This window comes from Corynebacterium sp. HMSC055G02, assembly GCF_001809065.1.
Taxonomy (GTDB): domain Bacteria; phylum Actinomycetota; class Actinomycetes; order Mycobacteriales; family Mycobacteriaceae; genus Corynebacterium; species Corynebacterium jeikeium_D.
Genome location: NZ_KV795672.1, coordinates 146029 through 167445 on the forward strand (window position 1 = coordinate 146029; position 21417 = coordinate 167445).

General features: G+C 59.0%; 18 protein-coding genes. 7 read left to right on the top strand and 11 right to left on the bottom strand.

Annotated elements, in window-relative coordinates; translation table 11 throughout:
* Nucleotides 1–47 precede the first annotated feature (47 nt).
* The 7 genes from HMPREF2547_RS09260 to HMPREF2547_RS09290 form a co-directional block, all read right to left on the bottom strand.
* A complete protein-coding gene (locus HMPREF2547_RS09260) occupies nucleotides 48–1622 on the bottom strand; it encodes a UDP-N-acetylmuramoyl-L-alanyl-D-glutamate--2,6-diaminopimelate ligase (protein WP_049192947.1) in 1575 nt (524 codons plus the stop codon).
* A gap of 138 nt (nucleotides 1623–1760) precedes the next feature.
* The gene (locus HMPREF2547_RS09265) at nucleotides 1761–3842 is read right to left on the bottom strand and encodes a peptidoglycan D,D-transpeptidase FtsI family protein (RefSeq protein WP_083296885.1); all 2082 of its coding nucleotides are present in this window, start codon (nucleotides 3840–3842) and stop codon (nucleotides 1761–1763) included.
* A 170-nt stretch (nucleotides 3843–4012) separates the two neighbouring features.
* Complete coding sequence (locus tag HMPREF2547_RS10875) at nucleotides 4013–4837, bottom strand: cell division protein FtsL (RefSeq protein WP_070605644.1); 825 nt, start codon at nucleotides 4835–4837, stop codon at nucleotides 4013–4015.
* A 64-nt stretch (nucleotides 4838–4901) separates the two neighbouring features.
* Nucleotides 4902–5942 carry a 16S rRNA (cytosine(1402)-N(4))-methyltransferase RsmH gene (gene rsmH / locus HMPREF2547_RS09275; RefSeq protein ID WP_070605646.1) on the bottom strand — a complete coding sequence of 347 codons (1041 nt, stop codon included), beginning with the start codon at nucleotides 5940–5942 and terminating at the stop codon, nucleotides 4902–4904.
* Between the two features lie 260 nt (nucleotides 5943–6202).
* Nucleotides 6203–6634 carry a division/cell wall cluster transcriptional repressor MraZ gene (gene mraZ / locus HMPREF2547_RS09280; RefSeq protein ID WP_005510286.1) on the bottom strand — a complete coding sequence of 144 codons (432 nt, stop codon included), beginning with the start codon at nucleotides 6632–6634 and terminating at the stop codon, nucleotides 6203–6205.
* A 708-nt stretch (nucleotides 6635–7342) separates the two neighbouring features.
* Nucleotides 7343–7786, bottom strand: a complete 444-nt coding sequence (locus HMPREF2547_RS09285; RefSeq protein ID WP_016423008.1) for a DUF3040 domain-containing protein — start codon at nucleotides 7784–7786, stop codon at nucleotides 7343–7345.
* A 230-nt stretch (nucleotides 7787–8016) separates the two neighbouring features.
* Complete coding sequence (locus tag HMPREF2547_RS09290) at nucleotides 8017–8505, bottom strand: SAV_6107 family HEPN domain-containing protein (RefSeq protein ID WP_048731236.1); 489 nt, start codon at nucleotides 8503–8505, stop codon at nucleotides 8017–8019.
* Nucleotides 8506–8711: 206 nt separating this feature from the next.
* Here HMPREF2547_RS09290 and HMPREF2547_RS09295 point away from each other — a divergent pair, with 206 nt between their 5' ends.
* Together HMPREF2547_RS09295 and HMPREF2547_RS09300 are read left to right on the top strand one after the other, a co-directional pair.
* Nucleotides 8712–9302, top strand: a complete 591-nt coding sequence (locus tag HMPREF2547_RS09295; RefSeq protein ID WP_048731193.1) for a GNAT family N-acetyltransferase — start codon at nucleotides 8712–8714, stop codon at nucleotides 9300–9302.
* A complete protein-coding gene (locus HMPREF2547_RS09300; protein ID WP_016423011.1) occupies nucleotides 9283–9957 on the top strand; it encodes an LppM family (lipo)protein in 675 nt (224 codons plus the stop codon). Before HMPREF2547_RS09295 ends, HMPREF2547_RS09300 begins: the two co-directional genes overlap by 20 nt.
* Nucleotides 9958–9960: 3 nt before the next feature.
* Here HMPREF2547_RS09300 and metF read toward each other — a convergent pair whose 3' ends face one another.
* Entirely contained in the window at nucleotides 9961–10947 is a 987-nt protein-coding gene (gene metF / locus HMPREF2547_RS09305) for a methylenetetrahydrofolate reductase [NAD(P)H] (RefSeq protein WP_070605648.1), read from the bottom strand.
* A 66-nt stretch (nucleotides 10948–11013) separates the two neighbouring features.
* Between metF and HMPREF2547_RS09310 the strand changes: the two genes are divergently transcribed.
* From HMPREF2547_RS09310 to HMPREF2547_RS09325, 4 genes are all read left to right on the top strand, one after another.
* Nucleotides 11014–12126, top strand: a complete 1113-nt coding sequence (locus HMPREF2547_RS09310) for a polyprenyl synthetase family protein (protein WP_049170256.1) — start codon at nucleotides 11014–11016, stop codon at nucleotides 12124–12126.
* An 18-nt stretch (nucleotides 12127–12144) separates the two neighbouring features.
* Nucleotides 12145–13845, top strand: coding sequence for a phytoene desaturase family protein (gene crtI / locus HMPREF2547_RS09315; RefSeq protein ID WP_048731199.1), 1701 nt, complete (start codon nucleotides 12145–12147; stop codon nucleotides 13843–13845).
* An 86-nt stretch (nucleotides 13846–13931) separates the two neighbouring features.
* A complete protein-coding gene (locus HMPREF2547_RS09320; protein WP_049170255.1) occupies nucleotides 13932–15548 on the top strand; it encodes an alpha-(1->6)-mannopyranosyltransferase A in 1617 nt (538 codons plus the stop codon).
* Nucleotides 15549–15554: 6 nt separating this feature from the next.
* On the top strand, nucleotides 15555–16535 hold the full coding sequence (locus tag HMPREF2547_RS09325; protein ID WP_049170403.1) for a phytoene/squalene synthase family protein: 981 nt from the start codon (nucleotides 15555–15557) through the stop codon (nucleotides 16533–16535).
* 30 nt (nucleotides 16536–16565) lie between these two features.
* Here HMPREF2547_RS09325 and HMPREF2547_RS09330 read toward each other — a convergent pair whose 3' ends face one another.
* Nucleotides 16566–16940, bottom strand: a complete 375-nt coding sequence (locus HMPREF2547_RS09330; RefSeq protein ID WP_005510311.1) for an Rv2175c family DNA-binding protein — start codon at nucleotides 16938–16940, stop codon at nucleotides 16566–16568.
* Nucleotides 16941–17019: 79 nt separating this feature from the next.
* Here HMPREF2547_RS09330 and HMPREF2547_RS09335 point away from each other — a divergent pair, with 79 nt between their 5' ends.
* Complete coding sequence (locus HMPREF2547_RS09335; protein ID WP_070429539.1) at nucleotides 17020–19392, top strand: PASTA domain-containing protein; 2373 nt, start codon at nucleotides 17020–17022, stop codon at nucleotides 19390–19392.
* A gap of 71 nt (nucleotides 19393–19463) precedes the next feature.
* On the opposite strand, the gene HMPREF2547_RS09340 is transcribed toward HMPREF2547_RS09335, so the two are convergent.
* A complete protein-coding gene (locus HMPREF2547_RS09340) occupies nucleotides 19464–20849 on the bottom strand; it encodes a class II 3-deoxy-7-phosphoheptulonate synthase (protein ID WP_070429538.1) in 1386 nt (461 codons plus the stop codon).
* 68 nt (nucleotides 20850–20917) lie between these two features.
* A complete protein-coding gene (locus HMPREF2547_RS09345) occupies nucleotides 20918–21409 on the bottom strand; it encodes a polyadenylate-specific 3'-exoribonuclease AS (protein WP_016423018.1) in 492 nt (163 codons plus the stop codon).
* Nucleotides 21410–21417 lie beyond the last annotated feature (8 nt).

Sequence of the window (21417 nt, forward strand, 5' to 3'; positions counted from 1 at the left end):
GCGGTAGGCATGTCAGGTGGTGCGCTTCCTCAGCGATTTCAGCAATCTCAATCAGCGGATCCCTCCAGTCGCTGTGTGAGTGCTTCGGCCAGCTGTTCACGGTCATCGAACGGGTGAATTACGCCACCGATATTCTGGCCGGTTTCGTGTCCCTTGCCTGCCACCACGATGCTGTCGCCGCTGTGGGCGAGCTCGACGACACGGCGAATTGCCTGGCCGCGATCGCCGATTTCCTCAACAACCGTGTCAGAACTGGCCTTGCCGCTGGCAACCGCTTCCTTCGCACCGGCGACCACGGCCGCACGGATTTCAGAGGGCACCTCGGAGCGTGGATTGTCATCGGTGATGATGACGACATCGGCACCGTATGCAGCCTCAGCTCCCATAATTGGACGCTTGGCACTATCGCGGTCGCCACCGGCGCCGACGACAACCAGCACGCGACCTTCGGTCTGTGCACGCAAGGTGGCCAACACTTCAGCTACTGCGGCTGGCTTGTGGGCATAGTCCACCACAGCCAGGAAGTCCTGTCCGCGATCGATGCGCTCCATGCGGCCTGGCACACGCACCTGTGCCAGACCGCTCTTGGCCGCGTGATTGGCATGCCCAATCGCATCGAGCACAGCCCATGCGACTGCGGCATTGGCAACGTTGAAAGCACCCGGCAGAGGAACTTCCACCTCAACTGTGTCAGTGTTATTTCGCGTTAGCTCCACATGTTGGACACCGTTGGTGGCGACAGTGGCTGCAGCGGCGTGCCATTCTGCAAAGACCTCGGCAGCTGGCGTCTTGTCGGTTACGCGATGCTGAGTATGGACAGTGGTGACTTGGACATCCGGGTCGCCGGCAGCGATATCTGCCATGCGGACACCCCAGTCGTCGTCGATGCACACGACAGCCTTCGGTGCATGTGTCGGACCTGCGGGATCAAAGAGCTTGGCCTTGGCTTGGAAATACTCTTCCAAGGTCTTGTGGAAGTCCAGATGATCCTGCGAGAGGTTGAGGAAACACCCGACCTCGAAACTGACTCCGTCTACACGCCCCAACGACAGTGCGTGAGAAGAAACCTCCATGACAACGTGCGTCACCCCCTCGGAGAGCATCTGGTGGAACAGGCGCTGGAGGGCCGGAGCTTCTGGGGTAGTCAGGCTCGACGGAACGGCACGGCCATTGATGCGCGTGCCGGTAGTACCAATGATGCCTGTCGAGCATCCAGCTGCCAGGAGCGCGCCCTCCAGCATGTAGGTCGTGGTGGTCTTGCCAGAGGTGCCGGTAACCCCAATGATGGTCAGTGAATCCGAGGGGTGATCGTAGATTTCTGCAGCAACGTGCCCCATGACGGCCCGGACATCGTCGACAACCAGGACTGGTCGAGTCTCCCCTGCTTCCCGCAGGATTTTCAGACCTTCCTCATCAGTCAGGATCGCTGTAGCAGCCGACTGCTGCGCGTAGCGCGCACCATGCGTGCGAGTACCTGGGACGGCAGCAAACATTCCGCCTTCAGGCACTTCGGCAGCGTTGAGTTCGATTGCGGCGATATCCGCTCCTGCCGCCGCGGATTCGGTAATGCCGTCAAGTCGGCCATGCGCGAGGTTACACAATTTCGCAAGGGTGGCGGTCATTGGCTGTTCCCTCTTTCAAGTCAGTCGTTGGTGTACAACAGGTTGGAAAAATTCAAGAGATTCACTTTGCAGAAACCAAAGTAATAAAAGTCTGTGTATTAGTGCTGTCGCGGTAACTTCATTGTGGTGGTGACCTCGTTACGGCTGCAGCAACAACTTGCCCTCGCGGGGTGGCGACGGCGGTACGTTGTAGCGGTTAAGCGCCCAAGCGGCGATGTCCTTAAACAGTGGGGCTGCTGACTGACCGCCGTCACCATGGACACCACGCTGGGGTTCGTCAAGCATAATGCCAATGACAAAACGGGGATCGTCGGCAGGCGCGATGCCTGCAAACGTGATGTGGTACTTGGAATTCGAGTACGCGCCGGTGTCGGGGTCAAACTTCTGCGCCGTACCTGTCTTGCCTGTGAGCGAGTATCCCTCAATACTATTGCCGGCCGCGGTACCCGACTGCTGCCCCGTGGGATCAGACTGCATAACGCCTTCAAACATAGCGCGCACAGTTTGGGCGGTCTCCGGGCTAACCACACGCACTGTTTCCGGGCGCTCTGTTGCCGTCTTCGTGCCGTCCGGGGAAATTGTCGAACGAATCATACGCGGCGGGATGCGCTCGCCATCGTTGGCGATTGCCTGGAAAACTCCTGTCATCTGCAGCAGTGTCATGGCCATACCCTGACCAATGGGCAGGTTCGCAAATGTACCGCCGGACCACTGCGGACGCTGTGGCACAAAGCCGGACGATTCACTGGGCAACTCGATACCCGTGGACTGCCCCAGCCCGAAGAGATGCAGCATCTCAGCGAAGCGGTCCTGACCCAAACGCTCTGCCAGCATTAGGGTGCCGACATTGGAGGACTTGCCGAATACACCGGTCGTCGTGAAAGCTTCCGTGCCGTGCTCCCATGCATCGCGCACGGTGACACCCGCCATATCAATCGTGCCCGGGACCTGCAGAACCTCATCCGGTGTGGTCTTGCCATCTTCGATAGCGGCCGCGGCGGTAATGATCTTTGCTACAGAGCCCGGCTCAAATGGGTTCGATACAGCGGAGTTTCCGATAGTGCGCCCCTCTTCGAGCTCGGCCCCCATATCCTTATTCGGGTTAGCCGTGTCCGCCTGCGCCATTGCTAGCACTTCGCCGGTCTTCGCGTCGAGCACAACTGCCGACGCATCTTTCGCTCCCGAGTTGGCCTTCGCCTGGTTGACCTGCTGCTGGACAAAGTACTGCATGTCGAGGTCCAGGGTCAGCTCGTATGTCGTACCGTCCACAGCCGCGTGAACATCGCGCGTGGATCCCGGGATTGCCACGCCGTTGGAGGCGATATCAATGGTCTTGCCACCGTTAATACCCTGCAAAGTGGCATCACGAGAGGCTTCAAAGCCGAACTGGCCGACGCCATCCATGCCAATCTTGCCGATGACGTTAGCCGCCGTCGCCCCATTCGGGTACTGGCGAATATCCTGACGCTCCGCCACCAGTTCCGGATACTTTTCCACGATGGCGGCGGCCTTGTCCGGATCGACATTACGCACGAGCACCTCGTAGGTGCTGTCCTCATTGCGCAGCTTCTCTAGAATGTCCTTCGAGCTCACCCGGGACGGCGCGCTCATCACCGAGTTCTCCTCGGTTTCGGGTTCCGCTTGACGACGGCGACTGCTTCCCGACTTCTCCGCGTCGATGTCGGCCACGTCGAGTAGCTTCGGCAAATCCTTGGCGATCTGCTCGAGGCGTTCATCGTAGGCAGCGACATCATCCGGGCGCTGCTTATGTGCGTCCCCAATCCACTTGCGCAAAGTGTTCGGGTGCACGGTAATACTGCGTGCCTCCATCGTGAAGGCAAGCTGAGCTCCATTACGGTCGAGAATCGCACCGCGCCGAGCTGCATCAACAACTTCCACCGTGCGCTGATTCTGTGCCGCCGCAGAAAGGTCAGGACCTGCGACGAGCTGCACCCAAGCCAAACGGGAGACCAGCACTACGACTGCGATAGCGCCTATAAACTGCAGCCAGTTGCGACGCCGGATGAAGTCCTTATTACTAATGCGCATTTTTTCGCGCGGGGGCACGCTTCGGTTGGTATTAGCATCGAGCCTCCGGCTGCGCTGACCATCCCGAACTCGACTTTGGTCTCTGCGCTCACGGGATGTAATTCGGTAAGCACGTTCGCCGAAGTCATACCCCCCTCCACGGTTGGGGTAGTCGTCTTCAGATCGAATCATGCGCTAGTGCTTTCTACTAAGTCGATTCTCCCGCGCGCGATAACGTTAGGCGGTATTCCCTGCCATCGCGAGTACTGAATTAATTAGTCTACAGTCGCCTGACCAGAAACAGTGGAACCGCCAGAATATCGGACAGTTGGCCAGTTTGGCCGTGTTTAGTTTCTAAGTTCCTACGGTGCTGGAGCTGGCTCGGGTGCCGGTGCTTCCGGTACTTCCGGCACCGAGGCTGGCGCTTCGGGCGCTTCCGGAGCTGGCGCTGGAGCTTCAGCCTCAGGCGCGGGTGCCGGAGCCGGCGCAGGTGCTGGTGCGGGCTCATGGTTCTGCGGCGCATACGGAGCGGTTGCCGGCAACCCGTTGGGACGTGGGTGCGCTTCTTCAATGGCCGGTGCCTGCATCCCTGGAACATTCTCGGTGTCCTTCGGGTTCGACGACGGCGCATGCGGAACATTCGGCGACTCACTGTTGAGGTCGATAATCTTCTGCTGCTTCTCATCGCCCGGTCGCACTTCCACGACCTTGCCTTCCGGATCAGTCGTCAAAACGGCAGGCTGCTCCGGATTGACCATGCCCTCTTCCACAGCACGCTGCGCGATAGCACCGGTTGACTTCATGTAAGCAACATCCCGCTCGAGCACCTCCAGCTGGTTACGCAGCTCCTTTTCCTTGGTCTGCGCAGCATCCAGCTGCAAGGATGTCGAGGTCGAAATACCCGACAGCCACATCGCCGCCACGATTCCGGCAACGACGAGAATGATCATCACGGCCGCACCGGCAAACTTGTGGTTATCCCTCGAGGACGTCGTAACGCGACGCCCACGCACCGAGATGACCTGCTGAGAACCTGTGCGCCCAAACCGCCGGCGCTGATAAAGATCCTGTTTCGTGCGGGCGCTGCGACCGCGCTGACGAGTCTTCGTCTTGGCACCGGCGACGGTTGCAGATGCGCCGCGGGAGGTGCGCCGGGTGGGGGCGTGCTCCGTGATTGTCGTTGCCATGCTCGAAAGTTCTCCCAGTACTTAGATCGTTAAGGGTGCGTTTGGTGCGGTTGAAAGGTTTGGGTCAATCGGCTCGAATTCGCTCGATACAGCGAACTCTCACCGGTGCGGCTCGGGGGTTGTCTTCGATCTCGCTTGCCGACGCCTTCTCCGCACCTCTCGTGATGAGAGCAAAGTGCGGTTCATGCCCCGGAAGCTCCATCGGGAGCCCCGGTGGGGTTGTCGACTTCACGCGCTCCGCAAAGTCCTTCTTGACGATGCGGTCTTCCAGACTCTGGTAGCTCATGAACACTGCACGCCCATCGACTGCGAGTGCATTGCAGACCTGTGGCAGTACATTTTCCAGAGCTTCAAGCTCACGATTTACCTCGATACGAAGAGCCTGAAACGTACGCTTGGCCGGGTGTCCGCCCTTGCGGCGAGATGCCGCCGGAATGGTTTCGTAGAGCAGCTCGACCAGACGACCGGAGGTCGTAAACGGTTCCTTCTCCCGCTCACGCAGGACTGCCGAGGCGATTTTGCCGGCGAAGCGCTCGTCGCCGTAAGTCGATAGGATACGCGCGATATCACCGTGCGAATAGGTATTGAGCACATCCGCTGCGGTAATCCCCTGGCTTGCATCCATGCGCATGTCCAGCGGGGCGTCGACTCGGTAGGCGAATCCACGATTGACCTGGTCAAGCTGCATCGAGGAAACACCGAGATCGAAAAGCGCACCTGCAATGCCCTTCTCAGCGGCGCGGGCGAGAATGTCCTCCGCGCCACTGCCACCAGCGGCTGCAGGAATCTCACCACTGAGCACCTCGGCGAGCGAATCGAAACGCACACGGAAGGATACAAAGCGATCACCGAAGCGCGCGAGACGTTCTTCTGCCCCTCGCAATGCATTGTCATCGCGATCGAGTCCAACAACGCAGAGCTTCGGGAACTGCTCCAACAGGTATTCCGTGTGCCCACCGGCACCAAGAGTGCCGTCGACAACTACTGCGTCGTCACCCAGTGCCTCGATGCCCGGGCGCAACAAATCAGTCACTCGGTGAAGCAAAACGGGGACATGACCAAACTCGCCGGACTTGCGATCATCCGCAGGTGCCGATCCGTTCATTTCCCCTCCTCACCGGGTATGTTCGCACTGGTCAGAGAATCTATCGAGTGTATTCCCGGTTTGCTTAACGACGAGTGCCGCGCCAGCAACCAGACCGCACCTCATGAGCACTACTGGGAATGCTGCTATCGGTGCTTAAAACAAAAAGCGGGGATGTTCACAGGGCCCCGCCTGACAGAACCTGGTATCGGGGAAGTACACCAGGGGCTATCAGGCAGAGTCCATGCGGACATTCCCTCTTTTCGGTTATTCCAAGCGGTTTATAAAACGCCGAACAGCGAGTCATCCTCACCTTCGGAGAAATCAGCTTCATGCTCCGCCTGGTAGGCCTCCCAGGACTCTTTGTCCCAGATCTCCAGAAAGTCAATAGAGCCGATAACCACGCACTCCTTGGAGAGATTCGCGTACCGACGGTGATCCATCGATAACGTGATTCGCCCCGAGCCATCAGGACGCTGCTCATCGGTGCTCGCCGCAAGATTTCGGATGAAAGCTCGCGCCTTGGCATTCGTACGAGAGGCCTTAGTAGCCCGCTGAGCTAATTTGACGAACTCCTCTTTCGGATACACCGCCAGAGAATGATCCTGCCCTTTAGTGACCATCAGGCCACCTGCGAGATCCTCACGGAACTTCGCCGGCAACGTCAGGCGCCCTTTGTCATCAAGCTTCGGCGTATAGGTGCCCAGAAACATGCGTCACTGGCCTCCTATCCCCGTGTCAACCTCAATGTCAACGCACAAACGCTTACCGAATTCAGGGATTTAGGCGTTGCCTTCAAGCAGAGCCGGAGGGCTGTGCTTTCCCGCTGTGCCAAAATCTCGCCAAACTTTAAGCGCAAATCGGATATTCACTTCTGCAATGTTGACCAACCTCAATCAACATCATGCCCCACTTTACCCCACTATCTGCCACTATCAACACAAGAAGGAGAAAAATAGCCACAGCATCAGCGCAACCCCACCGCTAGGACATCTGCTTTAACCCAATTGACCTGGACTTTTAAAGAATCACCTCGACAATTAAAGCGCGAATAAAAAGTGGGGCACCCACCCGCGACCACGCCGATAACGACGCCACACCAACCACATTGTTAACAGAAAGCAGTTTACGCCCCACTACCCACCACTTACCTGCTAAAAACCATCCAGATTCAACCTGGTCGCCAGACTTAGTGCGTTGACCTGCAATTTTGTGTCGCCAGAGCCAAACTTTCGGAGATACCAACAACGACCGCAGATAAGAATTCCTCCATCCCAATAGCTAAGTGGGGGAAAGTGGGGACTCGGGGTGGGGCAAAGTGGGTGAGATCTTGTGGAGACGATTCACGTCTAGAAAAACAAAAAAGTGAGGGCAAGCCATCGCTGGCTTGCCCTCACTTGTTAATTCTTGAGGCTTATCCCCTAACGCCCCTCGAAGCGGCCACGGAAACGCGATTCCAACGTGGAATCACCAGAGGAGCCACGGCTACCCGAGGTCCCTCGACGACTCTTTGCCGCCCCGGACTTAGACTTTCCAAAGCTCAGCCCCGAAGCAGAACTAGCCTTCTCCTGCTTACCGGCGCCGGTCAGAGCCCAAACGCCGGAACCGAACATAAGGCCAAAGCCGGCAACCGATAACACAATGAACCAATTGCTCACAGAGAAAAGAGCGACGCCGCCAATCAACATCAGCAGACCGAGGAGCATGAGCGCAAAAACCTGGATGGAAAACCCACGAGGTGCGCTGTTTTCCTCCGGAAAGCTGAACGCATTTCCGGCCATCGTCGAACTAAATTTAGGATCCTCAGCGTAGAGTGCAGACTCGATTTCGTCGAGCATCCGCTGTTCGTGCTCAGATAGTCCCACAATTCCTCCATCGCCTACTTGAGCATTGCCCACCGCGATACTGGCGAGCCTTGACCCCTCAACTAACAATGCCGATACAACAAAGTTAATTACAGGCCACGTGCTGCTAACGCGGCGTCCGTTAGCTTCATTCTTACCCCTTCAACGGGCGACTCACCTCTATTGTTCCATGAATCCGAACAATCCCCCATTTATTTAGGAAAGCAACGCTCTAACACGCCCCCACCGGCTTACGCAGCCGCGGGCAGAACACCCAGCTCAGCCCGGACAGCCCCCAAGAATGCACAACTTAAATCCCACAACTCCTGCGCCCGCCGAGAGTCAATGCGACGCGAAATACCCAACCGGACTTCCTCACGCAGCGCGGTGAACTGCTCAAACTTGGTGACCCAGCTATCAAATTCGGGCTGCTCTTTCTTTAAACGCAACCAGGCACTCTGTGTTGCCGAACGACGACGCTTAACTACCGAGCCCGAACGAGCGCCCGAGCCAGAACCCCCAGCCACCGACACATCGTCGCGATTCAACAGCGCGCCTGCGCAACGCAGCGCCGCACAGTAGGAAAGCTCCAACATCTCATCAGAGCTGGCATTCCGAGCATTCGCTAGCAGAGCCTCTGCCCGCCCCAGCAGCTCCAGCGATTGCCTTGAGACACCGACCGGGGCGACCGAACCCGACTGCGAAATCGCCCTAAACTCCACCACGTTCGACCTTGCCACCACCCTGCTTCTCCTTTCACACAGCATTCACATGAGCACGGATTTTCCGCTTCTCCTTAGCGGGATTGACTGCAATCTATCCCCAAGCCCGGACTACGCCATGCGCACTTTCGCACACCTGTTCGACTCGATGTTATTGCAGTAATCTCACAACTAAGTTCGTCCAAGTCGCTAATCTGGTCACTGTGAAATACAGCGTGGTTCCGATGACAGCAGGAGACTTCAATCTCCGCCTGCAAGAAGCAGTGGCTCTCTACATCACCGCGATGCAGTACAACCCCGCAATCTTGCCCGGTCGTCTCCACGAATGGCAGAAGCAAACCACTCAACCCGGCTTCATGGCTGCTGCAGCCATAGCTCACCCCAAAGAGCTCTCCCCTGCCCAGGCTCTCCGCGACCCGCGCTGCAGGTTGGTTGGCATCGGCTACTGCCGTACAGGATTGGACACGCACTGGTGGTATCGCCAGGTAAGAGATGGACTGCTCATGGACGGGCGCTCGCTACCGGACGTCGTCAAGCTCTTGGGCAACTACGCCGAACTGTCTGAGATTCACATACACCCCAGCTTTCAGGGGCGGGGACTCGGTAAACGACTGCTCCGCGAGTTGGTCGATTCCCGCCCAGAGACGCGAGTTCTGTTGTCAACCCCGGAATACCCGAATGAGGCCAATAGGGCATGGCAGCTCTACCGCCAATTTGGTTTCAAGGATGTTTTAAGGAACTTTTATTTCACAGGGGACTCCCGTCCCTTCGCAGTTCTAGGAGTAGATCTTCCCCGTGACATCATCACCGAGTGAACCTTCCACACCACGTCGACGGCTTTCGCCTCTGCGCATTGCCACAGCAATGGCCGGAATTGCCGCCATCTTGCCGCTCAGCGGCTGCTTTGACGCACAGGCTGGCATTACCATTTCCGGCGACGACAGGGTCTCGGGCACAATTCACGTAACACCCACGGAGGAAGTCCGTTCCCAATTTGAGCAGTGGCAAGTACCGGAAGATCTCTCCGACCGCGTCTCGCAGGGAGTAATCGACTCCTCCACAGGAAAGATGGAAGTCTCGTTCAACGAGCTGCACTTCATTGAACTCACCGATACGCTCCGACAGCTTTCCGACGATCGCGTAGACATCGACCTAGACCGTACCGGTGGCGGCAAGATTTCGATGAACGGCCACATGGATTTGACTCACCTGCCCGGCGCGAAGGTTGATTTCGTCGTCGCGTTCCCGGAGCAGGTTACTGACTCCAATGGCCGCCAGACCGAACCGAACAAGGTGGAATGGCAGCTCGCCAGTGGCGAGAACCATAATGTATGGGCTTCGTCGCCGGCTGGATCCACCAAGCGGAATCAATTCCTATTATTTGCCGGTGTGACCACAGCCGCCGGTGTCCTAGCCTCAGTGCTAGGTGTCCTGTGGGCGCGAAGAGTTCGCGACATGCAGGACTTTTAGCAATTAAAAACCGCCGCGCAGCATATCCTGGCCGGTGCCCCATTCGGGCGCCATGCCGAGGTTGTGCAAAACTTCCTGGGAGGCGCGAGCGAAGTTCATAGTCATAAAGTGCAGCCCCGGCACGCCTTCGGCGATGAGCCGCTCTGCCATGTTGGTCGAAAACTCGATACCAATCTTGCGAATCTCATCTTTATTGGCCTGCTCGTCACCATCTGCTGCCTTAATCAGGCGTTCCTCCAAATCGGATGACAACTGTGCCCCGGAGAGCTCAACCTGCCTGCGCACTGAGCGCAGCGATGTAATCGGCATCAGCCCCGGAATGATGGGCTTGGCACCGTGCACTGGGTCGGCTTCCACCAGGCGGTCTCGAAGGCGCAAGTAGTGCTCAATATCGAAGAACATCTGCGTAATCGAGTATTCGGCTCCCGCGCGCAGCTTGGCCAGCGTGTACTGCGTGTCATGGTCCAAATCCGGCGAGCGGTAATGTCCCTCCGGGAACGACGCAATGCCGATTTCAAATTTCTCGAACTCCGGCTCGGCCTTAATTAGCTCAATCAGTTCGCTGGCGTAGTGCAGACCGCCCTCGGTCTCCACCCAAGGGCCAAGCGGGTCTCCCGGTGGGTCACCACGCAGAACGAGCAGATTCGTCAGCCCCGCGCTGAGATAAGAGCGCAGGATTTCCCGCAGCTCGTCGACAGTGTGCTCTACCAATGTCAGGTGCACAAGCGTTGTAAGCGGCTGCCTCGAAACGCGCTGGGCGATTCGCAGGGTGCGGTCGCGGCTAGAACCACCGGCGCCGTAGGTCACGGATGCAAAGGAGGCACCAAGATCATGGAAAGCCTCAGCTGCTCGGAGAAGACGTTCCTCGGCCGCGTCGTCACGCGGGGGCATGAACTCGACCGAGAAGGGAATACTGCCCGCGCTCGGCATTGAAAGCGCCTGGCGGATTGTCACTTGGCGGCCTGGCGACAGTGGCATTGTTGAGGACATAGTCACTCATACTAAGCGGTGTCCTATTCTTGAGTCAGCATTACCCGTCATCGACGAGAGGCTCACATGAGCGAAGAACTGGATTTGGCCGCGCTACAGCCCCGCGAAGTACCAGCTACTGTTACCAAAACGCTGGAGAATTACCTCAAAAGCCGTGGCGACGATGTCGCGTCGGTCGATGCGGTGTACACCGAGGCCATAGATTCGCTCCACTCCTTCGTCCTCAATGGGGGCAAGCGCGTGCGTCCAGCCTTCGCCTGGCAGGGGTGGTTGGGGGCAGGCGGCCTCGAAGGCCGTTTCTCCCCAGCCGAGGATTCCCTGGCTGTGATGAACGCGGTGAGTGCCTTGGAACTCATTCAAGCCTGCGCACTCATTCATGACGACATCATCGATGACGCTGATACGCGCCGTGGCGCACCGACTATCCACAAGGTATTCGAGGCCAAGCACGAGGCCAATAGCTGGAATGGAGCCGCCGACCGCTTCGGTATTTCCGCCGCGATTCTCATTGGCGATGTCGCCCTGACCTGGGCTGATGACATGATGCACTCTTCAGGCCTCAGCTCGGAGGCGCTAACCCGCGCACTTGTCCCCTGGCGGGCGATGCGCACTGAAGTACTTGGCGGCCAACTGCTCGATATCACGGCCGAAGCCAGCCGGGACAGTCGCGTCGAGACCGCTGAGAAAATCAATCTGTTCAAGACCGCCGCCTACACCATCGAGCGGCCGCTCCACATTGGTGCTGCGATTGCCGGCGCCCCAGCGGAATTGGTTGAGGCCTACCGCAGCTTCGGCCGCGATATCGGTGTGGCATTCCAGCTCCGCGACGATCAGCTGGGTGTTTTCGGCGATCCCGAAGTCACGGGCAAGCCTGCCGGCGATGACCTCCGCGAGGGCAAGCGAACCGTACTGGTCGGCCAGGCTTTAAGCCTCTACCTCGATTCCGCACCTGAAAAGGCCCGCTTTATCGATGAACGTCTGGGAGCGGTCTCGTCTGCTGCAGATATTGATGAGCTACGAAATCTCATCGCTGATTCCGGCGCTGCCGATGCCGTCGAACGTGAAATTGACCGCCTGACCAGCCGCGCTTTCTCCACTATCGAGAATGCCGACCTGCCTGCAACGTCGCGCGAGAACCTCATTGCTATGGGCGTTCGCGCCACCGCTCGTCAGCATTAGACCAGGTGTTGCGTAGTCATGCCCGCTGCTTCCCCCACTCGTGCCCCCATTAATTCCCCGCGTCTGCGACGTGCGGTCACTCGTCCTCATAAGGGCTCCAAACCACGACTGACCATCATCGGCGCAGGCCTGTCCGGACTTACCGCCGCGCTCTACGCCATCGCCGATGGCTACGATGTCACCGTTGTCGAGCGGGGAAGTTTCGTCGGCGGACGCTGCGCCAGTGAACCCATCACAGTCGATATCGACGAGCAATCGCTCACCGCAGTCTTCGACACTGGCGCAACTGTATGGACCATGCCCTCGCTTGTCGACGATGCCCTCGCCGCCGTCGGCCTCTACGCGCGCGATATCGACCCGGGTTTTTCGGCCTCCCCAATCACGCCCACCTACCGTGCGGAATTTGCCACCCGCGGCGGACTCGACGTGTTTTCCAACGAAGACATGATGGCCGATGAACTCGCGCGCTTCGGTGCCTCTGACTCCACCGTCGCCGGTTACCGCAAACTTCGCACGTGGCTGCAAACTCTCTTCAATGCCTGCTTCGACAACTTCATGTCCCGCAGCTTTGACCGCGTTACGGACCTATTCACCGGGCCCGGCGCGCTTCGCGACCTCACTACGCTCCTCCGACTCGGTGCCTTCGGCGCCCTCGAACCTAAGATTCGTGCCTTCCTCGGAGATAATGATCTCGCTCGCGTTTTCAGCTTCCAGGCGCTTTACGCAGGTGTGCCTCCCGCTAAGGCCCGTGCGGTCTACGGCTGCATTTCCCACATGGATACCTCGATGGGGGTTTACTATCCGCACTCCCCCGCATTTGGTTCGGGTATAGGCGCCGTCAGCGAGTTGCTCGCCGAGGCCGTCCGTCGAGCTGGCGGAACCATCGACTTCGGCGTTGATGTCACTGGGCTGAAAGTTGACGAAGCAGGCTTTGTCTCCGCCATCACCACGGCAACTGGCGAGCGTCCCACCGATGCCGTCATCGCTACGACCGATTTACCTGTGGTGCAGAGCTGGCTTCACGACGCGGCTACCTCTGCCGCCGGTAGCTCATCGAAGCGGCGAGGCCTTCGGAGCGTCGTAAAGCGGACGGGAGCGCGACGGTTGTTCCCAGTTCGATTTTCTCCATCGGCGGTGGTGGCGCACGGGCTGATTCCGGTTTCGGAGACTGCGACGTGGCCGAAGCGGCATCACCTGATTTCGTTTGGCGAAAAGTGGAACGAAACCTTTGAGGAGATCTCGTCACCGCGTCATGGAAAGCTAATGTCGGACCCATCATTGCTGGTCACCCGGCCTGCGGTGAGCGCGCCGGAGCGTATTGTCACAGATGCGAACGGCGTGCAGTGGGAGCCCGTCAGTGTGCTCGCGCCGTGCCCCAACTTGCAGTCGGCCAATCTGATCTGGTCACGAATCGGTGGGGACTACGTTGCGAAAATAACCGCTGAGCTGGAGCGGCGCGGACTGACCGGGATTTCTACGAAGTGGCGAGTCGGTCGGATCGATACCCCTCAGCAGTGGCAAGAACGCGACATGGGCGTTGGCTCGCCGTTTGGGCTGGCGCATCTGTTCCGACAGACGGGGCCGTTCCGTCCCCGCAACTTCTCTCCGAAGATGCCAAAGAATCTGACGCTGGCGGGATCGACGACGGTGCCGGGGGTTGGCGTGCCGACGGTCATGATTTCGGGACGACTTGCGGCACAGCGGTTTGAAACGCCTTAGCTCATGAATGTCTCCCGGATGTCTGCCGGTGGTCACTGACCAACTAGGATTAATGCATCAGCAATGTATCGATTGTTTAGGTTGACATGAATTTATCGCGGAGTGCTCAGCTGGGTGTCTACGGTGGCATCCTCATTGCTCTGGGCTCCTACGGTTCCGGTGCGAATCGCTACCGTGGCGGCCTTGTCCACGCTCTGGGACTCGACTGGATCACCTACGGTCACGGTCAGATTTTCTGTGAGATTGTGATTTGGGTAGGTATCGCCCTGCTGCTTATCTCGTGGCTGCGCATCGGGCGGGAACTGCTGTTCTCGAAGGGGACCATCCGGGACATTGTGGCCGGTTCTGCCCATGATGGCGACGCAGCAGACGCTGCGGTTCCAGCGAACGCTGGCGGCGATGAGTCCACGTTGCGTCGGTTCAATTCAATCCTGATGGCCTGGGCAATTCCCCTCGCGCTGGCCGCACCGCTGTTCTCTCGCGATGTCTATTCGTATCTCATGCAGGGCGCGATGGTCCGCGATGGGTTTGATCCCTACACTGAGGGAGCTGCAGCCAATCCAGGGCCGATGCTGCTGGAGGTATCCGCAGATTGGCGGAATACCACCACCCCGTATGGCCCGCTGCATCTGGGAATTGGCGAGGTCATCACGCGGATTGTCGGCGACAACATCACCGTCGGCGTGATTCTCTACCGCATTGTGTGTCTGCTGGGCTTCGCCGCCATTGTCTGGTCGATCCCGCGAATCGCCCGGGAGCTTGGAGCAAATCCGGCTTTCGCACAGTGGCTCGGTGTGCTCAATCCACTGGTGCTACTGCATCTGATTGCGGGTATGCACAACGAGGCACTGATGGTCGGATTGGTCAGCCTGGCACTAGTCGCCGCACTGCACATGGAGCACATGCGGGGTGGCCTGGTCGCTGCTGTCCTCATCGGAATCGGCGTCGCGCTGAAAGCCACCGCTGTCCTGGCGCTGCCCTTCGTCGTGTGGATTGTGTTGACCAGGCGCCAGCCCATCGCCACGGTTCAAGAGATGCTGCGCAAGATTCCGGCGATTGCCGGTGTGGGCATCGTGTTGGTCGCAGTCTGCGTCGGCACGCTTGCAGTGGTGACCTGGCTGACCGGCTCGAGCTGGGGCTGGATCTCCGAGATCAGCGGCAATACCAAGGTGATTAACCCCCTGGCAGCACCGTCAGCGGTCGCTGGTGTGATCTCGGGCGTCATGGCGTGGTTCAACGACGACATCGGTTTCAATGTCATCGTCAGCCACACACGCGTGGTCTCCTCTATCATCATGCTGGTGGGACTCGTGATCTCCTGGTTCTACTTCCGAGCCACCCCTCGTAACAATGTCGCTGGCATGATTGCCGCTTACGTGGTGGCCTGCGTATTTAATGCCGTGGCACTTCCCTGGTACTACGCCAGCTTATTGACTCCCATGGGAACGATTCGCCCGCCACGATGGGTGGTTCAAGGCACCGTGTTGTTCACATTCATCCTGTCGCTGTCCTTCGCCGGCGGCGGCAATCACCGCTTCTACGACGTGCCCTGGATGGTTATCATTACCGTTCTCGGCTGGCTGGCCGTCGGCTGGCTGACCACTGGAAAATTCAGCTGGAAGTACCCGTGGCGCGACGATAAAACCGCCGCAGACACGGATTCCACGGTGGCGCCCCTGTCGCGGTCGACCGAGGTCGCATAGTTGTCCATGCCCACCCCACAGCCCCTCTCGACCATCGCGCTGCCACAGTCCTACGAGCTCTGCCGCGATATTATGGCCTCCCACGGTCGCACGTATTCCCTGGCCACGCGACTATTGGCACCCCGCCAACAGCGTGCGGTGTGGTCTCTCTACGCCTGGGCACGCATCGTCGATGACTACGTCGACTGCCCCGCCGACGCCGACCGCTCCCCCACGCACATCGAAGCCACGGTCACACGTTTAAGCGAGCTTTTCCACTCAGCTGTCGTCATCGGTTCGCTTGACGACGTCCACCGCGACCGCGACCGTGCCGTCATCTCGGCGGCCGCACAGACTTTTCGCGACTACGACATCGATCCACAGCTCTCTGCGGACTTTGTTCACTCCATGTTGATGGACGTGCCCGACACATCGTGCCACATTGCGCATTTTGAAACATGGGAGCAACTCGACTCGTATATGTGGGGCTCCGCAGCAGTCATCGGCCTTGAGATGATGCCCATCCTAGGCACCCGCACAGGGGTCTCCCGGGAGGAAGCCACTCCCTACGCAGAGCTCCTGGGAAAAGCCTTTCAGGTGACGAATTTCCTCCGCGACATCGCCGAGGATTTTCGCCGTGGCCGTATTTACCTACCACTGAATGAGTGGGAGGCCTTCGGAGTGGGTACCGAGGAGATCGGCTACTGTGCCGCCACGGGACAGACGACCCCGGCGGTACGTCAGGCATTGGCCTTCTTCATCGCTCGCAACCGCGCACTCTATGCCGAAGCCAGCAGCGGCGTGGACATGTTAGAGGTGCCAGGGCGTCAGGCTATCCGTGCCGCGGAGATTCTCTACTCAGACATTCTCGGCGAAATTGAGCGCATGAACTACAACGTCTTTGCGCAACGCGCTCAAGTGGGACGCGCTCGAAAAGCAAAAATCGCCCTCCCGCTGCTTTTCACAGCAGTGGCCGGGCGATTACGACAGGAGCTATCGCGGGCGTAGGACGGCGGGCGTAGGACGCCGTCCGGGTCTTTACAACGCCATAGCCTGTGCGCGGCGCATTACTTCGCGTGCAAGGTGACCGTGCAGGGCGTCCACCGGACGTCCAGGCAGAGATTCATCTTCGGTGAATAGCCACTCCAGCGTTTCTTCTCGCGTGTAGCCGCCGTCGGCAAGCAATGCGAGTGCGCCAGGTACAAAACGCGCGACCTCATCATCTTCAAAGAAGCGGGCGGGAATTTGTGCAATGCCGTCGCGGTGGACTGCAATAAGGCGACCCTCCTGCAGCAACGCGTGAATTCGGGTGACGGTGACGCCAATGAGGTCAGCGGCATCGGGCAGCGCAAGAGTGGGTTCGTCGGCGCTCAGGACATCGTGGCAAGTTGGAATCTTTCTCACACTGGTCACTTTAGCGCGTTGGCCTTGCAGTAGGTACGTCCCCATATACTTATTAGAAGCAACTGATTGGAACAGGGAAGGCTGGTTTATGTCGCAGCTTGTCGAGGGGCAGATTCTCGATGGTCGCTACCGCATCGGAGCCACCATCGCACACGGTGGCATGAGCACCGTGTACTGCGCCACCGATTTGCGGCTCGATCGCAGGGTGGCCGCAAAGGTCATGGATCCGCGTTTTGTCGACGACGAGTCTTTCCGCATCCGCTTCGAACGTGAGGCCCGCGCGGTCGCGCACCTCAATGACGAGTCGCTCGTCAACGTCTACGACCAGGGCACGGACCCGGCGGGGCATGTTTTCCTCATTATGGAATTCGTCGACGGTGGGACCCTCCGCGAGCTGCTCCGTCAGCGCGGTCCGATGCCTCCACATGCAGCTGCCGTCGTAATGCGCTCGGTTTTGCGCGCCCTATCGGTGGCGCATTCCCGCGGCATGGTGCACCGAGATATCAAGCCGGAAAATGTGCTGATTGCCTCGGACGGGCGAGTGAAGCTGGCGGACTTCGGTCTAGTGCGCGCGGCCGCTGATGCCAAGGTGACCTCTAACTCGGTCATCGTCGGCACCGTCGCTTATCTGGCTCCGGAGCAGGTCACGGGTGAATCCATCTCCCCTGCCTCCGATGTGTATGCGGCGGGTATTTTGCTCTTTGAGCTGCTTACCGGCACCACGCCATTCATCGCCGATTCTTCGCTCGGCGTTGCCATGAAGCGATTGAACGAAGATGTCCCGCCACCCTCGGAGCTCATCGACGGCGTTCCCGAGGAGTTCGACGAGTTGGTCGCCCGCGCTTGTTCCCGCAGGCCGGAGGATCGGTTTGAGACGGCCGAGGAATTCGGTGACGCACTCGAAGACATTGCGGACAAACTCGCGCTGCCACCATTCCGCGTGCCATCGCCCGTCAATTCAGCAGCCGCCAACGCTGCCGCCATGGAGGGGCTCACAGAGGACTTCCACCGACCGGGCAACGACCATTTCGATGACAGACACGGCACCGCAGAGACGGCACCCGAGCGCTTCGGTCACGACGGCTATGGCTTCTCGACGGACGCACCCGGTAGCCCCGTTTCTTCCCGACCACCGGGACCACCAAACGTTTTCGATGATTTCGACGACCCGGATGCGGGGCGGACACGCACTTTCGATCGCTATGACGAGTACAACCCCACTGGCTGGGAATCCCCGGAGCCGTCTGGTGGAGCTCTCGTACCAGCCGACGTTCCAGGCGCTCCGGAATATCCGCTGCCGCCGGACACTCAGGGGCCACAGCACCCACAGCATCCGCAGCCGCGATCTGCTCAGACTCAGACGCCTAAGAGCCGTCGAGCTACCCGACAGCGGACGCGCCGTGGATGTGCATTGTGGCTGATTATCGCCCTGGTTGCCACGTTGGGCATGGGGCTTGGCGCGTGGTGGCTGGGCTCTGGCCGTTATGGCGAAGTGCCCTCTATCACTGGGCTGTCGCAACCACAGGCGATGACCGCAATCAGTGAGGCGGGCTTTGAACCGGTGGTTGATGAGCGCTACGACAACGATGTCGCAGTGTCCCAGATTATTGGCTCGGACCCCCTGGCTGGAGCGCGGGTTGTCCGCGGTGATGATGTTCGCGTACTGGTCAGTCTCGGCCGCCCGACTGTGCCCGCATATCCCGCGAACCACTCAAAGGAAGTGTTCAGTGCTGCCCTAGCTAAGCGGACGTTGAAAGAAGAGGTCGGAGACCCCGTCTTTTCCGATGATGTCTCCACCGGCGGCTTGGTATATGCGGTTCCTGCTCCAGGACAGACCGTCGAAGTTGGCTCAGTTGTGACTGTGCATTACTCCAAGGGGCCAGCACCGGTGAAGGTGCCAAAAATCGTGGGGCTTCAAGAGGATGAAGCTCGTGAGCTGTTGAGCAAGGCCGGGCTGGAAGTCCGGGAGGTATCGGCGGAGTTCTCCTCCTCTGCTGAGCCGGAAGAGGTTCTTTCCGTGTCTCCTGAGGAAGGCACTGGCCTCGAACGCGGTAGTTCTGTGACGTTGACCATTAACAACGGCATCGAAGTGCCCAATGTCGTGGGCAAGTCGGAGGATACTGCTCGCCAAATTCTGCAGCGCGAGGGCATTGAGGTAAGCGAAGTAAAGGACGCGTCCTCCTCCTCGCGCGACTACGGCCGTGTCGACGCAGTCTCACCGAGTGCAGGTCGTTTGGTTAACCCCAATGATGCGACTGTCACGCTGACGGTGTCCAGAGCAGTGAAGGTTCCGCAGCTGCTGGGTAAAACTGTTGCGCAGGCACGTCGTGAAGCGGAGAAACAGCATCTTCAGCTCGACATCGACGTCTCTGCGAACGAGGAGGATCGCATCGTATTGCAGTCACCCCGACCGGGCGCCAAGGCCACGGCGGGCGACCGCATTTCGGTCAGCACTCTGTAAAAAGTGCAGCGCTCCACTGAACGCGGCGCTGCACCAGCTGGGCTAGTTGTACCTAGCTGAGCTGGTTGCAACTAGTTGCGCAGCATCTCGGCAACCAGGAAGGCCAGCTCCAGCGACTGCTGAGTGTTCAAACGCGGGTCACAGGCGGATGCGTAACGGCCTGGCAGGTCGACATCGGAAATGTCCTGCGCGCCACCGAGGCACTCAGTGACATCTTCGCCGGTCAGCTCCACGTGGATACCGCCCGGGTGTGAACCGATCGAGCGGTGCACCTCGAAGAAGCCCTGAACCTCGTCGACGATGCGGTCGAAGTGGCGGGTCTTGTACCCATTGGAGGCCGAGTAAGTGTTGCCATGCATCGGGTCGCACTGCCAAATGACCTTGTGACCAGAAGCTTCCACAGCCTCAACGATGGGAGGCAGCACGGAGCGAACCTTGTCATTGCCCAGACGCGAAGTCAGGGTCAGGCGACCAGGCTGGAAGAACGGGTCGAGCTTGTCGGCGTAAGTGACAGCCTCCTCCGGCGTGGTGGTCGGGCCAATCTTCACACCGACGGGGTTGCCAATCATGGCAGCCAGGTTGATGTGGAAATCCTCAATGCCACGGGTGCGCTCACCAATCCACAGCTGATGCGCGGAGAGGTTGAACAGCTCCTGGCTGCCATCGTTTTCAGAAAGGCGCAGCATAGCGCGCTCGTAGTCAACAACCAGCGCCTCATGCGAGCAGTAAATCTGCGCGGTCTGCAGGTTCGAGTCCGCAACACCACAGGCAGCCATGAACTGCAGTGCGTGATCAATCTCGCGTGCCAGGTCCTCGTAGCGGGCGCCAGCCGGCGAGTTGCTGACGAACTCACGGTTCCACTCGTGCAGACGGTGCAGGTCAGCGGTGCCCGAACCTGTCAGTGCACGTACCAGGTTCATCGCCGCGGAGGCATTGGCGTAGGCACGCACCATTCGAGCTGGGTCGTGAACTCGAGCTTCTTCGGTCGGCTCAACACCGTTGACCATGTCACCGCGGTAGCTGAGCAAACCGTCGCCGTCGATGTCCTTCGAGCGCGGCTTGGCGTACTGACCAGCGATACGAGCCATCTTCACGACCGGAGTGGATGCGCCGTAGGTCAGCACAACGGCCATCTGCAGCAAGGTCTTCACATTGGCGCGGATGTGCGGCTCAGTATTGGACTCAAAGGTCTCCGCACAATCACCGCCCTGCAACAGGAAGGCCTTACCATTAGCGACGTCGGCAAGCTCCTGACGAAGCTTGCGAACCTCAGGCGCGACCACAATTGGCGGCACCGATTCGAGAATGCGACGCACGTTTGCAGCGGCGCGGGCATCCCAGCTTGGCTGCTGTAGGGCTTGGCGGGATACGACATCAGCAAAGCGCTCAGCCATGTCTCCGGGAAGCGGTGGCAGATCGGGCAGGTCATCTACAGGGAGATCAATAGTCCAACTCACAGAAGTTCATTGTAGTGCCCCTGCCAGAAGGGTGTTAGTCAGGTCACCAAATATTCGAATTCCGTTGCTTAATCAAGCGGCAACTTCTGTGCAATCTTTTGAAACTTCAGCAGATTGTGCTGGGCATCTGCCAGCGCGTCGTGCTTACCTGCAGTCTGTTTCGGCAACCGTGGCTTGCCCGCCATCTCCCAGTACTGCTTGAGTTCACGGGTATAACGTGGCATGAACTGCGGCAGCTTGGTCATATCACCCCAAAGCTGCACCAACGCAATGTGATCGTAGGCGCCTACCCAAGCCCACAGCTCTGGGCTGCCCGTACCGGGTTCGGTGAAAAATGCCAGCAGTTCCTCGCGGATCGTGTCCCGGTTCTTCCACAGCGGAGATGAGGGGTTGGGCAGCTGATTGAGCACGTTGGCCCGCACCCACGGGCCGGCCTTGCTCTCATTGAACTCGGTAGACACCGCGTAGTATTCGCGGCCGTCCTCAGCTACGACACCGATGGAGACAAGATCAATAGTCTTGCCGTCTTCAATAAACTCGGTGTCATAAAAATAACGCACGGTGTGGA

Bases quoted from the DNA above. Each gene is read 5' to 3' on its own strand.
- HMPREF2547_RS09260 (WP_049192947.1), bottom strand. From the start codon at position 1,622: ATGACCGCCACCCTTGCGAAATTGTGTAACCTCGCGCATGGCCGACTT.
- HMPREF2547_RS09265 (WP_083296885.1), bottom strand. From the start codon at position 3,842: ATGATTCGATCTGAAGACGACTACCCCAACCGTGGAGGGGGGTATGAC.
- HMPREF2547_RS10875 (WP_070605644.1), bottom strand. From the start codon at position 4,837: ATGGCAACGACAATCACGGAGCACGCCCCCACCCGGCGCACCTCCCGC.
- rsmH (WP_070605646.1), bottom strand. From the start codon at position 5,942: ATGAACGGATCGGCACCTGCGGATGATCGCAAGTCCGGCGAGTTTGGT.
- mraZ (WP_005510286.1), bottom strand. From the start codon at position 6,634: ATGTTTCTGGGCACCTATACGCCGAAGCTTGATGACAAAGGGCGCCTG.
- HMPREF2547_RS09295 (WP_048731193.1), top strand. From the start codon at position 8,712: ATGACAGCAGGAGACTTCAATCTCCGCCTGCAAGAAGCAGTGGCTCTC.
- metF (WP_070605648.1), bottom strand. From the start codon at position 10,947: ATGTCCTCAACAATGCCACTGTCGCCAGGCCGCCAAGTGACAATCCGC.
- HMPREF2547_RS09310 (WP_049170256.1), top strand. From the start codon at position 11,014: ATGAGCGAAGAACTGGATTTGGCCGCGCTACAGCCCCGCGAAGTACCA.
- crtI (WP_048731199.1), top strand. From the start codon at position 12,145: ATGCCCGCTGCTTCCCCCACTCGTGCCCCCATTAATTCCCCGCGTCTG.
- HMPREF2547_RS09320 (WP_049170255.1), top strand. From the start codon at position 13,932: ATGAATTTATCGCGGAGTGCTCAGCTGGGTGTCTACGGTGGCATCCTC.
- HMPREF2547_RS09325 (WP_049170403.1), top strand. From the start codon at position 15,555: ATGCCCACCCCACAGCCCCTCTCGACCATCGCGCTGCCACAGTCCTAC.
- HMPREF2547_RS09335 (WP_070429539.1), top strand. From the start codon at position 17,020: ATGTCGCAGCTTGTCGAGGGGCAGATTCTCGATGGTCGCTACCGCATC.